The organism is Thermoanaerobacterium sp. PSU-2, assembly GCF_002102475.1.
GTDB lineage: Bacteria > Bacillota > Thermoanaerobacteria > Thermoanaerobacterales > Thermoanaerobacteraceae > Thermoanaerobacterium.
In genome coordinates, this window is sequence record NZ_MSQD01000016.1 from 32,921 (window position 1) to 48,391 (window position 15,471).

At 37.4% G+C, this 15,471-nt stretch carries 11 protein-coding genes and 2 pseudogenes; 12 read left to right on the plus strand and 1 reads right to left on the minus strand.

Annotation, left to right across the window (positions count from 1 at the left end):
- The first annotated feature begins 126 nt into the window (after positions 1-126).
- The 12 genes and pseudogenes from BVF91_RS11350 to BVF91_RS11405 form a co-directional block, all read left to right on the plus strand.
- Entirely contained in the window at positions 127-828 is a 702-nt protein-coding gene (locus BVF91_RS11350; protein WP_085113509.1) for a coenzyme F420-0:L-glutamate ligase, read from the plus strand.
- Between the two features lie 328 nt (positions 829-1,156).
- Entirely contained in the window at positions 1,157-3,931 is a 2,775-nt protein-coding gene (locus BVF91_RS11355) for a cation-translocating P-type ATPase (protein ID WP_085113510.1), read from the plus strand.
- A gap of 9 nt (positions 3,932-3,940) precedes the next feature.
- Complete coding sequence (locus BVF91_RS11360; protein WP_085113511.1) at positions 3,941-4,585, plus strand: potassium channel family protein; 645 nt, start codon at positions 3,941-3,943, stop codon at positions 4,583-4,585.
- A gap of 67 nt (positions 4,586-4,652) precedes the next feature.
- On the plus strand, positions 4,653-5,315 hold the full coding sequence (locus BVF91_RS11365; protein ID WP_085113521.1) for a potassium channel family protein: 663 nt from the start codon (positions 4,653-4,655) through the stop codon (positions 5,313-5,315).
- Between the two features lie 226 nt (positions 5,316-5,541).
- A complete protein-coding gene (locus tag BVF91_RS11370; RefSeq protein WP_085113512.1) occupies positions 5,542-7,677 on the plus strand; it encodes a sodium-translocating pyrophosphatase in 2,136 nt (711 codons plus the stop codon).
- Between the two features lie 229 nt (positions 7,678-7,906).
- Entirely contained in the window at positions 7,907-10,000 is a 2,094-nt protein-coding gene (locus BVF91_RS11375; protein WP_502688661.1) for a ribonucleoside triphosphate reductase, read from the plus strand.
- The gene (locus BVF91_RS11380; protein ID WP_085113513.1) at positions 9,997-10,680 is read left to right on the plus strand and encodes an anaerobic ribonucleoside-triphosphate reductase activating protein; all 684 of its coding nucleotides are present in this window, start codon (positions 9,997-9,999) and stop codon (positions 10,678-10,680) included. Before BVF91_RS11375 ends, BVF91_RS11380 begins: the two co-directional genes overlap by 4 nt.
- A gap of 108 nt (positions 10,681-10,788) precedes the next feature.
- Positions 10,789-11,241 carry a VOC family protein gene (locus BVF91_RS11385; RefSeq protein ID WP_085113514.1) on the plus strand — a complete coding sequence of 151 codons (453 nt, stop codon included), beginning with the start codon at positions 10,789-10,791 and terminating at the stop codon, positions 11,239-11,241.
- Positions 11,242-11,257: 16 nt separating this feature from the next.
- Complete coding sequence (locus BVF91_RS11390) at positions 11,258-11,905, plus strand: ThuA domain-containing protein (protein ID WP_085113515.1); 648 nt, start codon at positions 11,258-11,260, stop codon at positions 11,903-11,905.
- 205 nt (positions 11,906-12,110) lie between these two features.
- The gene (locus BVF91_RS11395) at positions 12,111-13,127 is read left to right on the plus strand and encodes a LacI family DNA-binding transcriptional regulator (RefSeq protein WP_085113516.1); all 1,017 of its coding nucleotides are present in this window, start codon (positions 12,111-12,113) and stop codon (positions 13,125-13,127) included.
- Positions 13,128-13,181: 54 nt separating this feature from the next.
- Positions 13,182-14,363 carry an AGE family epimerase/isomerase gene (locus tag BVF91_RS11400; protein ID WP_085113517.1) on the plus strand — a complete coding sequence of 394 codons (1,182 nt, stop codon included), beginning with the start codon at positions 13,182-13,184 and terminating at the stop codon, positions 14,361-14,363.
- Positions 14,350-15,210, plus strand: a pseudogene (locus BVF91_RS11405) (glycoside hydrolase family 130 protein); the annotation flags it as partial. The gene BVF91_RS11400 and the pseudogene BVF91_RS11405, both read left to right, overlap by 14 nt.
- A 53-nt stretch (positions 15,211-15,263) precedes the next feature.
- Here BVF91_RS11405 and BVF91_RS11410 read toward each other — a convergent pair.
- Positions 15,264-15,471, minus strand: a pseudogene (locus BVF91_RS11410) (IS701 family transposase); the annotation flags it as partial.

The window sequence follows — 15,471 nt, forward strand, 5'->3', positions numbered from 1 at the left end:
AGACCTCCTTCTTTCTTATATTGTTGACATAAATTTGATACATTTGTGATATAATTATTTATGTACAACCTTAATATATCACAACATCAAGAAAATGGAAATAAGTTTTATTGGGGGTTATATTAATTGCCATACGGGAAAATTCCTATAAGGACCCATGTTATAACAAAAGATGACGATATAGCTGATGTGGTATCAAGATACACAAAAGATATTGCAGAAGAAGGGGATTTGATAGCCATTGCAGAAAGCGTTGTGGCTATTACCCAGGGAAGGGCATATATGCCTGATGAGATAAAAGTGGGATTTTTGGCTAAAATCTTATGCAGGTTTACGGGGAGAAATGGGAGCCTAACTTCGCCACAAGCCATGCAGTGTGCCATAAATGAGGTTGGTTGGCTTAGGATTTTTGTGGCTGCACTTGTAAGTGCAATAGGCAAAATATTTAAGAAAAGAGGACTTTTTTTCAAGATAGCAGGGAGAAAAGTTGCACTTATAGATGACGTGGCAGGAACCATGGCGCCTTATCACAAGTACATAGTATTAGGACCTGCTGAACCTGATTTGGTATGCGATATGATAAAACAGAAAACAGGTATCGATACTGTCATAATCGATGCAAATGACTTGCATTGTGCTGATTGCATTGGCGCGTCTAAAGGTGTCTCAAAATCGTACGTTGAGAAGCTTTTTTTAGACAATCCGTCAGGAAATTCAGAACAGCAGACACCTATTGTCGTTATTAAATCGTATAAAGAGCAAACCGCAGAAATCGCTGATGATGTAAGGTGTGAAAAAGAATTGCATGAGATTTTGCAGAATCAATGAAATAATATAAAAATTACTGTAGCAAATTTTGTATTGCATGATTTTGCTATGGTTTTTTTATTTTGTAAAACCATGATTTTATGCAATAAATGAAGATTGCGAGACAAAATAAGCTATAAGATTGATAAGAAGAAGATTGTATAGCTTTAATTGAGGATAATAAGGCTAAATTCACGCTTAACTATGCAGCAGAATAATGCTATACTGGAGAAAAATGTATGAGGTGATAGTTATGCCTTTATGAAGTGTTTTCACTTCTATAGAGTATTACTATATAGACTATGATTAAGAAGGAGGTGTGAAACCTGTTTAATACAGGTTTGCTGCTTTGAAAACTGATGATATATTTAGAATGACAGAAGACCAATTGTTTAAAGAATTAGACACATCTATAAAGGGCATTTCAAAAGAAGAAGCTAATAAAAGATTAGAAAAGTATGGATACAACGAAATAAAAGAAGTCAAAAAGACATCCATGTTTTCAAGATTCATAGCAAATTTTACACATCTATTGGCAATACTTCTTTGGATAGCCAGCATACTTTCCTTTGTAGGTGGGATGCCACAACTTGGCTGGGCAATAATACTTGTAATAATTGTAAATGCTTTGTTTAGCTTTTGGCAGGAGTTTAAGGCAGAACAAGCGACAGAAAGCCTTAAGAAGATGCTGCCATCGTATGTGAAAGTCATAAGGGACGGGCAACAAGAACAAATATTGGCACGTGAATTAGTTCCGGGAGATGTTATATACCTTGAAGAAGGCGATCATGTACCTGCCGATGCAAGACTCATCGAAGCTTTTGAGATGAGAACTATTAATGCTGCATTGACAGGAGAATCAGAGCCTGTCAGAAGGACATCTGATGTTGTCTTAGACGAGGATGTATCGCTTATACAAGCGCCAAATCTGGTCTTTATGGGGACAAATGTTGCGTCTGGTTCTGGAACTGCAGTTGTCTACGCTACAGGCATGAATACCCAATTTGGTAAGATAGCTTCATTGACACAGACTATAAGTGCAGAGCAAAGCCCACTGCAAAAGCAGCTTACGAGAGTTGCAAAGGTGATAGCGTATTTGTCTCTTGTGATGGGAGTATTTTTCTTCCTTTTAGGCCTTTTGATGGGAAGGTCTTTGGTTGATACGTTTATGTTTGCAATAGGTATAATAACAGCTAATGTACCTGAGGGATTATTGCCGACTGTGACATTAGCACTTGCAATGGGCGTACAGCGAATGGCAAAAAGACATGCTTTAGTGAAGAAACTTTCCAGCGTTGAGACATTAGGCGGTGCAACAGTTATTTGCACAGACAAGACGGGGACACTGACGCAAAATGAGATGACTGTAAGAGAAATCTGGACTAAAGTGGCATATTACAATGTAAGCGGTGTGGGGTATGAACCAAAAGGCGACTTTTATGTTGATGACCAAAAGGTAGATGTCAAAAATCTGCCTAATGAACTTTCATTGCTGTTAAAAATAGGTTTATTGTGCAACAACAGCCGATTAGTTAGACCGACGAATGAGAACCCATCCTGGGGAATAATAGGCGATCCTACAGAAGGTTCACTGGTGGTGCTGGCTGAGAAGGCAGGATTTACATTTGAAGAAATGTCGAGGGAGTACCCGAGAATATCTCAACTGCCATTTGATTCAAGGCGGAAAAGGATGACTTCCATACATAAGTATGGAAAAGAAATTTACGTATTTACTAAGGGTGCGCCAAAAGAAACCCTTTCAGTTTGCAATTACATTTTAAGCGATGACGGCATCAAAAAATTGGAGCAGTCGGATATAGATGATATAGTTAGGCAAAATGATAAATTTGCTGAATCGGGCCTTAGAGTGCTTGCAATGGCATACAAAAAAATAGATAATGAGATTAAAGAATATAGCATCGAAAATGTGGAAAACGACTTGATTTTTGTAGGCTTAGTTGCAATGATGGATCCGCCAAGGCCTGAAGTCGAATTGGCTGTCAAACAGGCACACAAAGCTGGCATAAAGATCATCATGATAACAGGTGACTACGGATTGACGGCTGAGTCAATCGCAAGAAGGATAGGCATAGTGAAAGGACCAAGGCCAAGGATAATAACAGGCAATGAATTGGACAAGATGTCTGACGAAGATCTGAAGAAAGAATTAAAGAATAAGGAGATAATATTTGCCAGAGTTGCTCCAGAACACAAAATGAAAGTTGTGGCTGCTTTAAAAGATATGGGTGAAGTAGTGGCTGTTACAGGTGATGGTGTCAACGATTCGCCTGCATTGAAGAAAGCCGATATAGGCATTGCAATGGGAAAATCAGGAACAGATGTGGCAAGAGAAGTGGCTACGATGGTCCTGACAGATGATAATTTTGCCAGCATTGTAAATGCCATTGAAGAAGGCAGAGCAGTTTACGACAACGTCAGGAAGTTTATAACGTACATCTTTGCACACTTGACACCAGAAGCAATACCATATATCTTGTTTTCACTGTTTAATATTCCTGTACCTATAACGGTAATGCAGATATTGGCTATAGATTTAGGTACTGAGACGTTGCCAGCTCTTGCTCTTGGCGTGGAGCCGCCTGAGCCCGGTGTCATGGATAGACCACCTAGATCGCCAAAAGAAAAGCTTCTGAATTTGTCGTTGTTTTTAAGAGGCTACGTGTTATTGGGCATAATAAGCTCAATAGCTGTTTTGTCTGGATATTTCTGGGTTCTGTACAGCGGTGGATGGCATTGGGGAATGACGCTTCCTCTGTCTGACCCATTGGCAAGAAAGGCTGCTACAATGAGCTTTTTGGGGATAGTCATTATGCAGGTAGCAAATGTATTTGCATGCCGTACAGAGGTTGCTTCAATGTTCAGTGTAAGTTTCTTCAAAAATAGATTGCTAAACATTGGTGTGGTCTTTGAGCTGGTTTTGACAGCATTGCTTATATACGTTCCGTTTTTGCAGAAGATATTTGACACGTATCCGGTGCCATTTAAGAATTGGCTGTTTTACGTGGCGTTTATGCCGATACTCATAGGTGCTGAAGAAATAAGGAAGTATATACTTCGCAGAAAAATTGCATCAAATCAAAAGGAGGTGAAAGGCTCTATTTGAGCCTGATTTATGAATATAATTGTTGCTGGATGCGGCAGGCTTGGAGCTGAGTTGGCACAGATGTTAGATTCAGATGGCTATAGTGTCGTAGTCATAGACAAAGACGTAAATGCCTTTAAAAGATTGAAGCCTTCTTTTAAAGGAAAGTTCATTGAAGGTGTTGCTTTTGACAAGGCTACTTTAATAAAAGCAGGCATTGAGCATGCAGATGCTGTTGCATCAACTACGAACGGTGATAACACCAATATCGTTACAGCTTTGATTGCAAAAAAGAAATTCAATGTCCCTACTATTGTGGCAAGGATATATGATCCCATAAGAGCGGAAATATACAGAAAAATGGGCATCAATACTGTTTCCCCTACATTGTGGGGTGCAAACAAGATGAAGGATTTGATATGCCATCCTGACCTTTTTAGGATTTCATCATTTGGCAGTGGCGAAGTGGAGATAGTAGAGACGGAAGCTTCGGCTTATTTGGATGGGCGACACGTAAAAGATTTAGTAATTCCGTCAGAAGTGAATGTAGTCAGCATAGTGAGGGATGGCATCGCTATGATTCCAACACAAAGCACAGTTGTGAAAAAAGGAGATAAGATATTTATAGCCGTTACAGCTTTTGGAAAGACAAAGATGAAGCAGATGTTTATGTAAATATTGGTAAGGAGGTGGAAAACCTGACGGAAACAATAAATATGTTTCCAAATTGCAGGTTATAATCATGTCAATAATGATTGTTGGTGCTGGTCGATTAGGTTTATATCTTGCTCAATTGATGGATGAAAGACAAGAAAAAGTTGTAGTTGTTGAAAAAGATGAATCGAAAATTGATAAACTAAGGAAAGAATTAAAGTGTGAAATAGTGGTTGGAGATGGTTGTAACTCGGATGTTTTAAAAAAAGCTGGAATAACAGGAACGGATATTGTTGTCGCTGCCACAGGACATGATGAAGATAATCTTATAATTTGTCAACTGGCAAAATACGAGTTTGGCGTATCGAGAGTAGTGTCCAGGATAAACAATCCGAAAAATGACTGGCTTTTTACTAAAGATATGGGAGTGGATGCGGCTGTAAGCAGTGCCAGGATAATCGCAAGATTGATAGAAGAAGAAGCTGAAATAAGTGGACTTACGACAATAATCAATCTTTCAGAAGGAAAAATTTCTATCGTAAGGAGTATCATTGAAAAAGGATCCAATGCTGCCAATAAAATGATCAAAGACTTAATGCTACCGAAAAACTGCGTTATCATGTCGGTAATAAGAAACAACAAAGTTTTGCTTCCAAACGGTAGCACATACATCTTACCGGGGGATGAGGTCTTAAGCGTCGTAAGCGATGAAAGCAAGGAAGCATTAAAGAATATTTTTGATGCAGAGTAAGAAAGACTTTTGCACAAATGACTGAATATGTCATAGTGCAAAGCCTTTTTTTTATACAAAAAAACAATTTGAGGCTTTAACTGCTTTTTGCGAGCAGCTATGATTAATACTGACTGGTCAATAAAAAATATAAAATATTTTTAAAAACATGAAGGAATTTTTTATTCAGTGTAGAAATAATACTTTAGTAAACATATTAATTAAATTATTAAAGGAGATGGTCTAATTGAATTCCTATCTACTTATCATCTATGGAGTTGTTATTATTGCAGCTCTTGCCATCATTGGTTTTATTAGGTTTATTTTCAGTCAAGACAAAGGTGACGAGAAGATGCAGCAGATCTCAGACTCCATAAAAGAAGGTGCAATGGCTTTTCTAAACAGGCAGTATAAAACGATAACAGTCCTTGCACTGATAGTTGCCGTCATAATAATAATTGCCAATTACTACGGACATCAGGCAGAAGGTGTTGGCTCTGCTATAAGCTATGCATGGCATGTTGGATTGGCATTTATATCTGGAGCTTTGTGCTCTGCTATATCAGGCTACATAGGCATGTACATGGCAGTCAATTCAAATGTGAGGGCAGCCAGTGGTGCAAGAAAAGGCCTTAACAAAGCTTTACAGATCGCTTTAAGAGGTGGGGCTGTTACAGGCCTTGCGGTTACAGCATTATCCCTTTTTGGCGTTGCGACTTTGTTTTTTGCTTACGGTGGAGCATCTGGACAACAGGAATTGGTTAAAAATGCTCCATCATTGATAGTAGGTTTTGGATTTGGCGCTTCTTTCGTTGCGCTTTTCGCACAGTTAGGCGGTGGTATATACACAAAAGCTGCTGACGTAGGGGCTGACCTTGTCGGCAAGGTAGAAGCAGGCATTCCAGAGGATGATCCAAGAAATCCTGCAGTAATCGCTGATTTGGTTGGCGATAACGTTGGAGACTGTGCTGGAAGGGGAGCCGACCTGTTTGAATCAACAGCCGCTGAAAATATAGGTGCTATGATTTTGGGTGTAGGCTTGTATCCTGTCTTTGGATTAAAAGGCATATTGTTCCCGCTTGTAGCACGTGCTATTGGTATTATCGCTTCAATCATCGGTATTGTATTCGTAAACACGAAAGACGAATCAAAAGATCCTATGATTGCTTTAAACAAAGGATATTTTGTAACGACAATAATAAATATAATTGTACTTTTCTTCGCTGTGAAGGTTATGCTTTCAGGTCATTTGTCAAATGGAAATAGTGTAAATTATTTGCTTCTATACGGTGCAGCAGTTGCAGGCATATTGTTAAGCTACGTATTTGTATTTTTGACAAACTACTACACATCTATGAGCACAAGACCTGTTCAGGAGATCGCAAAGGCTTCAACAACAGGCGCAGCTACAAACATAATAACTGGTATCTCCGTAGGCATGGAGTCACCAGCACTTCCAGTCTTGTTCATATCTGCAGCAATAATCATAGCATACAGGCTTGGTGAATTGGCACTTCCAAATATAGCTACAGCGGGCTTCTATGGCACTGCCATAGCTACAATGGGAATGTTATCAACGACGGCATATATTTTAGCAATGGATACTTTTGGCCCTATAACTGACAACGCAGGTGGAATCACTGAAATGTCCGAAGCACCTGAATCTGTAAGGGTTGTCACAGATAGGCTTGATGCATGCGGAAATACGACAAAGGCATTGACAAAAGGTTATGCAGTAGGATCTGCAGCATTGGCAACATTCCTCCTTTTCTCTGCATACCTTGATGAAGTTAAGAAGATACTTGGCAAACCTATCGATTCTTGGTTTGCTGTAGACATAGGCAAACCTGAGGTTTTCATAGGAGCTTTTATAGGCGCTATGATAGTATTTCTTTTCAGCTCTACAGCTATAAGGGCTGTTGGTAAAGCGGCACAGTACGTCATACTGGAAGTCAGAAGGCAGTTTAAAGAAAACCCCGGCATCATGGAAGGCACATCAAAGCCAGACTACGCTAAGACAGTCGACATAGTCACAAAAGGTGCATTGAAAGAGATGGTAATCCCAGGTCTTATTGTCGTTGTTGCGCCTATCTTAGTAGGAATTTTGCTTGGAAAAGAATCTGCAGCAGCATTTTTGATGGTTGGTACAATATCCGGTGTAATAATGGCTTTGTTCTTAAACAATGGTGGTGGTGCATGGGATAATGCTAAGAAGTTCATCGAATTAGGAAACTATGGCGGTAAGAAGTCAGATGCGCATAAAGCAGGTGTTGTAGGCGATACAGTAGGTGACCCGTTTAAAGATACGGCAGGTCCGTCATTGCACGTTTTGATAAAACTTATAAGCACTATCACACTTGTGTTTGCATCCTTGTTTAGATAAAAAAATCTATACTAAGGTGGAGTTTAATGCTCCACCTTTTTTAATTGCCTTTGGCTCTTGAAAATTTTTATTGACTGAAGGATGTATCAATGATATACTATATATTGATGTGATGATATAATTAAATACAATATATAGAGTTAATATTAGAAAATTTCAGATATGTTTGCTTATTTGATTAACTTTTAATCGGGGTATTTGCTGAATCATTTTTACAGATGATAAAGTAATGGAGGTTTTGAAATTGGATAAGGAAATGAAAGTAGTCAAGAGAAATGGTAAAGAAGAAGAATTTAAGAAAGAGAAAATAGCAAATGCTATATACAAGGCATTTGAAGCTGTCGGCGAAGGGAAGTACAGTGATGCTTCAAAGATAGCTGATGAAGTTACAGAGTACATAGGAAATAATTTTGAAGGGCGCGCAAGTGTAGAGGAGATTCAAGACATTGTAGAACAATTTTTGATAAAACATGGATTTGCAAAAGCGGCAAAAGCGTACATATTGTACAGAAAACAACACCAAGACATAAGAGAATTTAAAAATATGTTTATGGACATTGAAAAAATGGTGGACGAGTACATAGGGAAGCTTGACTGGAGAGTAAATGAAAATAGCAATATGAGCTACTCTCTTCAAGGCTTGAATAATCACATAGCAAGTACGATAACGGCTAATTACTGGTTGAATAAGATATATCCAAAAGAAGTAAGAGATGCTCATGTAAATGGCGATTTGCACATACACGATTTAAGCCTTTTATCTGTGTACTGCTGTGGATGGGACTTGAAAGACCTCCTCGTATCTGGATTTACCGGCGTAGAGGGAAAAGTGCAAAGTAGACCTCCAAAGCATTTTAGATCTGCTTTAGGACAGATAGTTAACTTCTTCTATACACTTCAAGGAGAAGCTGCAGGTGCACAGGCATTTTCTAATTTTGACACTTATTTGGCACCGTTTATATATTATGACAAGCTTTCGTATAAAGAAGTAAAGCAGTCATTACAGGAATTTATTTTTAACATAAATGTTCCAACAAGAGTAGGTTTTCAGACGCCATTTACAAATATAACGATGGATCTTGTGGTGCCAGACATACTGGCTGACGAACCTGTAATAATAGGCGGCAAAGCCATGAATAGATCGTATAAAGAATTTCAGAAGGAAATGGACATGCTTAATATGGCGTTTGCTGAGGTCATGATGGAAGGGGACGCAAATGGAAGGATATTCACATTTCCAATACCAACTTACAATATAACGAAGGATTTTGATTGGGAAAGTCCTGTCATTGATAAAATAATGGAAATGACTGCAAAATACGGCCTTCCGTATTTCAGCAATTTTGTAAATAGCGATCTAAACCCAGAAGATGCAAGATCAATGTGTTGTCGTTTAAGGCTTGATAATAGAGAGCTCAGAAAGCGCGGTGGCGGTCTTTTCGGAGCAAACCCACTTACAGGTTCAATTGGCGTTGTAACGATAAATATGCCAAGGATTGGGTATTTATCAAATTCAAAAGAAGAGTTCTTTGAAAGATTAGGAAAGCAAATGGATGTAGCAAGAAAGAGCCTTGAGATAAAGAGAAAAGTGTTGGAGAATATGACTGAAATGGGGCTTTATCCGTATTCTAAATTTTACTTAAGAGATATAAAGATGAGATTTGGCTCGTATTGGCAGAATCACTTTAATACCATCGGCTTGATAGGAATGAATGAGGCACTTTTGAATTTCATGGGATGCGGCATCACGAGTGAAAAAGGCAGAAATTTCGCATTGGAAGTTTTGGACTTCATGAGAAATAGATTGGAAGACTATCAGATAGAATCAAATTACCTTTACAACCTTGAAGCATCGCCTGCTGAAGGTGCGTCGTACAGATTGGCAAAAAAAGACAAAGAGCTATACAAAGACATCATCACTGCAGGAGGAGATGTGCCGTATTACACTAATTCCACACAGCTTCCTGTCGACTTTACAGATGACATATTTACGGCTCTTGATTTGCAGGACGAACTTCAGACAAAATACACAGGCGGAACAGTATTTCATGGTTTTTTAGGTGAAAACATAAACGATCCTGATACATGCAAAGCATTGGTGAAGAAGATAGCTTACAATTACAGGCTTCCTTATTACACAATAACGCCGACTTTTTCAATATGCGACAACCATGGCTATATATCTGGAGAACATTTTAACTGTCCGCAATGTGGCAATGAATGCGAAGTATACAGCAGAGTTGTGGGATACTACAGGCCGCTTCAAAACTGGAATGAAGGCAAAAGAGAGGAGTTTTCTGACAGGAAGGAATTTGTAATATGATGTATGATTATTTGCCGGTGTCTATGGTGGATTATCCAGGCAAAATAGCTACGACGGTATTCGTAAGTGGATGTAACTTTGTTTGCCCATACTGTCACAATAGCCAGCTTATTAAGCGCAAAAAACCTGTTAAGAGTGAAGCTGACTTCATGGAATATTTGAATAAAAGGAAAAATCTAATAGATGGCGTTTGTATAACAGGTGGAGAGCCAACACTGTGGGATGGCTTATATGACTTTATTAATGATATAAAAGATTTAGAGTTTAGCGTTAAGCTTGACACCAACGGTTCTCGCCCTGATGTCATAGAAAGGCTTTTAAGAGATGATTTGGTAGACTACATTGCTATGGATGTAAAGGCACCTAAAAATAAATACGGTTTATTCGTAAAAAACAATGAAGATATAGAGAGAATTGTAAAAAGCATTGATTTAATTAAAAACTCTGGAATAGACTATGAATTCAGGACGACTGTAAATGACAAGATACTTAGCTTAGAAGATTTTTCGTCAATTGGTGATTTGATTTCTGGCAGCAGAAGATATGTGCTTCAAGCTTACAAGTATTCTGACGGTGTTTTAGATAAAGACTTGTGCGGCGAAAAACAGTGTGATATTGAATTTTTGAAAAATATAAAAGAGATGTTAAAAGATAAAGTAGATGAGGTATTGATAAGGTAAAAAAGAGGAGATTTTCTCCTCTTTTTTTTGTGAAAAATTATGGAAGGTGTATAATTTTATTAGATATGTTGCAGTAAGTTCAATTAAAAATTTGTTAGGGGGATATTTATGGACAAGAATTTATTAGGTACCAACATCGTCACGCAGATAGGTATAATAGTAAAAGACATTGATGAAGCATCAAAGACTTTTGCAGACTTTTTTGGAGTGGAAAAGCCTAAGTGGAATTGGACAGATGGCTATGAGAAGTCACATGCAGAATATAATGGAAAACCATCTGATGCTCGTGCAAAGCTTGCCTTTTTTGATATGGGGCAAGTTCAAATAGAGCTTATTGAGCCAGATGAAAACATAAGCACTTGGAGGGAGTTTTTGGATAAACACGGGGAAGGTGTACATCATATAGCGTTTCAAGTAAAAGACATGGATGAAAAGATAAAAGCATTAGAGAAAAATGAGATGAGCCTAGTCCAAAAAGGCGATTACGAAGGTGGAAGATATGCTTACATAGATACTTTTTCGAAGTTAAAGGTAATCATAGAGCTTTTAGAGAATTTTTAAAAAAAGGGATGATATTGTGAAAGAGATAGTTGCGATTTTAGGTGATTTTTACCACAATGAGGAAATTATAAAAAGATCTCTATATAGAGTCATAAATAATCTTGGCAATGTAAATCTTAGATTTATAGATATTGATGAGTTACAAAAGGAATTAGAATCAAAACCTGATTGCGTAATATTATTTAAAGAAAATAGATTAAATCCACAGTCAGAGAGTGTTAATCTCTGGATGACAGAAGAGATAGAGAAGAAAATAGTAAACTACGTAAAAGACGGTGGAAGCTTATTTGCATGGCATTCTGGCCTATCATCATATCCGGAAGATGGAGAATACAATAAAATGCTAAAGGGATATTTTTTACATCATCCTGAAAAAAACGATGTTGTACAGTACGTACCACAAAAAGATATGCTAGGAGAATTTGAAAGTGCTATCCAGACGTTTGAGTTTGTTGATGAACATTATTTCGTCAAATGCGAAGAAAATGATACAAATGTATTTTTGCGTTCTTTCTCTAAATACGGACAATCCATAGCAGGATGGTATCATCACTTTGGTAAAGGCAAGGTGTGCTGCTTGACTCCTGCCCACAGGGAAGATGGACTGTTAAACGAGTCGTTTTTGAAGACGTTACATGAGTGTGTAAATTGGTGTATAAAATAGTAAACGCTTTTAAGTGAAAAGACAAGATAGGCTGTATTAGATGATAAGCAGCCTATCTTTTAATTTACTTGTATTTTGTACAATAAATGCGATACGATTTCTACAAATCAAATTTTAAAATCGTGTTGACACTAAATAAAAGTTACATTATACTTAAATTAAGCAAAAAAATAAAGTGCAAATCAAACGAATGCAGGTGATAAACATGAAAAAAGTAACCTTACAAGATATTGCAGAGGTCATAGGTGTATCGAAAAATACTGTGTCCAAGGCACTGAGAGGTGCTGAAGGCGTAAGTGCGGAAATGAGAAGCCGCATCTTAGAGACAGCCATGAAAATGGGGTATAAAAAGATTAAAGACATACCAAGTAAAATCTTAAACGTGACCATACTTTGCAGAGCGGATTTTCTTATTGAGTCAACTTTTTGGTCCAATGTCCTATATGGAATTGAAAACGCAGCCAGAAACAACAATTTGAAATTAAGCATTACGGGCATTGATGAAGAAGGCGAGGAAAATTTAAGCATTCCCAGCACTATTACGAAAGATACCACAAATGGAATCATAATAGTAGGTACTTTGAATGATGAATTTATTAAAAAGGTTAAGGCTACAAAAATACCATTTGTTGTCGTAGATCATTACAGCAATGTAATTGATTGTGACTACATAAATACGGCAAATGAAAATGGAATGTACAAAGCAGTAAAACATCTATATGATAACGGTCATAGAAAGATTGGCTTTATCGGTAACAATGAATGGGCATTTAGTTTCAGGGAAAGGTATTATGCTTATGCAAGGACTATGGAAGATCTGGATCTTAGTATCGATAAAGATTATGTATGGTTAGACATAAACTTAAAAGGTGCAGAATTTTTTAAAGATCCTGATTACTTTAAGAAAAAGATTACCGTAGCAGAGAAGTTTCCTACTGGATGGGTTTGTGCAAATGACAAAATTGCATTGGCGTTTATGAGAAGCTTAGAAGATTTGGGGGTTAAAGTGCCTGACGATGTTTCTATTGTAGGATTTGACAATATTGAGATGAGTGCGTATTCTCATCCTGCTCTTACGACTGTAGATATTCCAAAGAGATCTTTAGGTGAAAAAGCTGTCAATCAACTTTTGTACAGGATGAACAATCTTGAGAAGCCGTATGAAGATATTAAGCTATATACAGAGCTTGTCGTTAGAAATTCAGTTAAAGATATAAATTAGTTTTTGTTATTGTGGGAATTAAATGTGAAAAATTAAGGTGAGGGGACATGTCGAATGGATAAAATAGCACAGGAAATGTATAAAGAGTTGAAGGATAGAATTTTTCCTTTTTGGAGCAAACTGAAAGACGAAGAAAACGGTGGTTTTTATGGATATGTTGACTATGACTTAAATGTTGACAAAAAAGCCTTGAAAGGTTCAATATTGAATTCAAGGATACTGTGGTTTTTTTCAGCAATTTACTGTTTAGATAAAGATGAAAAAGCACTTAAATTGGCCCATCATGCTTATAAATTTTTAAGAGATAATGTATTGGACAAGGAAAATAAAGGACTTTACTGGATGGTAGATTATAAAGGAGAGCCTGTTGATACCAGAAAGCATACCTACAGTCAGGCTTTTGGCATATACGGATTGGCTCAATACTACAAAGCGACAGGCAATGAAGAAGCCTTAAATATTGCAATCGATTTATTTAACATCATTGAGAGAAATTGCAAAGATGAAAATGGATATTTGGAGGAATTTGATCGCAATTGGAATCTTAAAGAGAATTGCGAACTTAGCGAACATGGGGTAATATCCAGCCGTACAATGAATACGCATCTTCACATATTGGAAGCTTACACATTGCTTTATGATGTATGGAAAGATGATAGCTTAAAAGAAAGCATAAAGTATCTTTTCAAGATTTTTAAAAATAAAATATACAGTGAAGATGGAAAATATCTAAAAGTATTTTTTAATGACAATTGGGACACTACCATTGATATGAAATCATATGGACACGACATAGAAGCAAGCTGGCTTTTAGATAGGGCTGTGGATGTATTATGTGATGAAGGAATAAAAAATACAACAAAAAAATACACTATGGAAATTGCTGAAAACATATTAAATAATATATATTCACCGGATGGCATAGCAAATGAGACCGTTGAAGGAAAAACTGACACATCGAGAGTATGGTGGGTTCAAGCAGAATCTGTAGTGGGGTTTTTTAACGCATATCAAAAGGCAAATGATGTTAGATTCATAGAAGCTTCAAAGAATATCTGGGAATATATAAAAAGATATGTGATTGACAAAAGAGATGGGGGAGAATGGTACTGGAAGGTTGATGAAAATGGGGAACCATTTGAAATGCCTATAGTGGAGCCGTGGAAGTGTCCTTATCACAACAGCAGGATGTGCATTGAGATTATAGAGAGGGTGAAAAATAATGAAGTTTCATGATAGATATGAAATAGAATTGCGAAAGTATGAGGATCTGATAAACAGAAAGAATGAGAAGACTGAAGACTACAACGGCATATTTGACAGGTACAAATACCCTGTCTTGACAAGAGAGCATACACCGCTATTTTGGAGATACGATCTTGATGAGAGGACTAATCCATACTTTATGGAGAGGCTTGGCATAAATGCGGTGTTTAATCCGGGAGCGATAGAACTGGACGGAAAGTTTTATCTCGTTGCTCGTGTTGAAGGATACGACAGGAAATCGTTTTTTGCTGTTGCGGAAAGCGACAGCGGCATTGACGGGTTTAAATTCTGGGATTACCCTGTAGAATTTGATGATTTATATCCTGAAGAAACGAATGTATATGATATGAGGCTTACAAAGCATGAAGATGGATGGATTTATGGCGTATTCTGCTCTGAAAGCAAGGATCCAAATGCTCCTCCAGGTGACTTGTCGTCTGCTATTGCCAGTGCAGGTATAGTTCGCACAAAAGATCTCAAAAAATGGGAGAGGCTTCCTAATCTTAAGACGAGATCACCACAGCAGAGGAATGTAGTACTGCATCCTGAGTTTGTAAATGGAAAGTATGCATTTTACACAAGACCTCAAGATGATTTCATAGAAGCAGGAAGCGGCAGTGGGATTTGTTTTGGGCTTTGTGACAATATAGAAAGTCCGGTGATAGATGAAGAAAAACTTGTAAGTCCAAGAGTTTATCATACTATTACAGAAGTGAAAAATGGTGCGGGATGTGTTCCTATAAAGACTGAAAAAGGATGGATACACATAGCACACGGTGTCAGAAACACTGCTGCTGGATTGAGATATGTTATATACTATAGATGAGAAAAATTAATAACAAATATTACCATTAAATAGATACACTATGCCTATGCTAATTTTAGTTGTTCTAAAATTTCATCAATAGGTACTTTATTATTAGCTTGTTCATATAGCCATTGAACATGCTGCTTTTGTACTTCTTTACGAACCATTTTTATTCCCTGCCCAAATTTGTAATATTCGTCGCCCGAAGTCGTACAATACAGGTATGTCAATGATATAAGCCATAATAATCTATCTATTGATTTTGTTGAG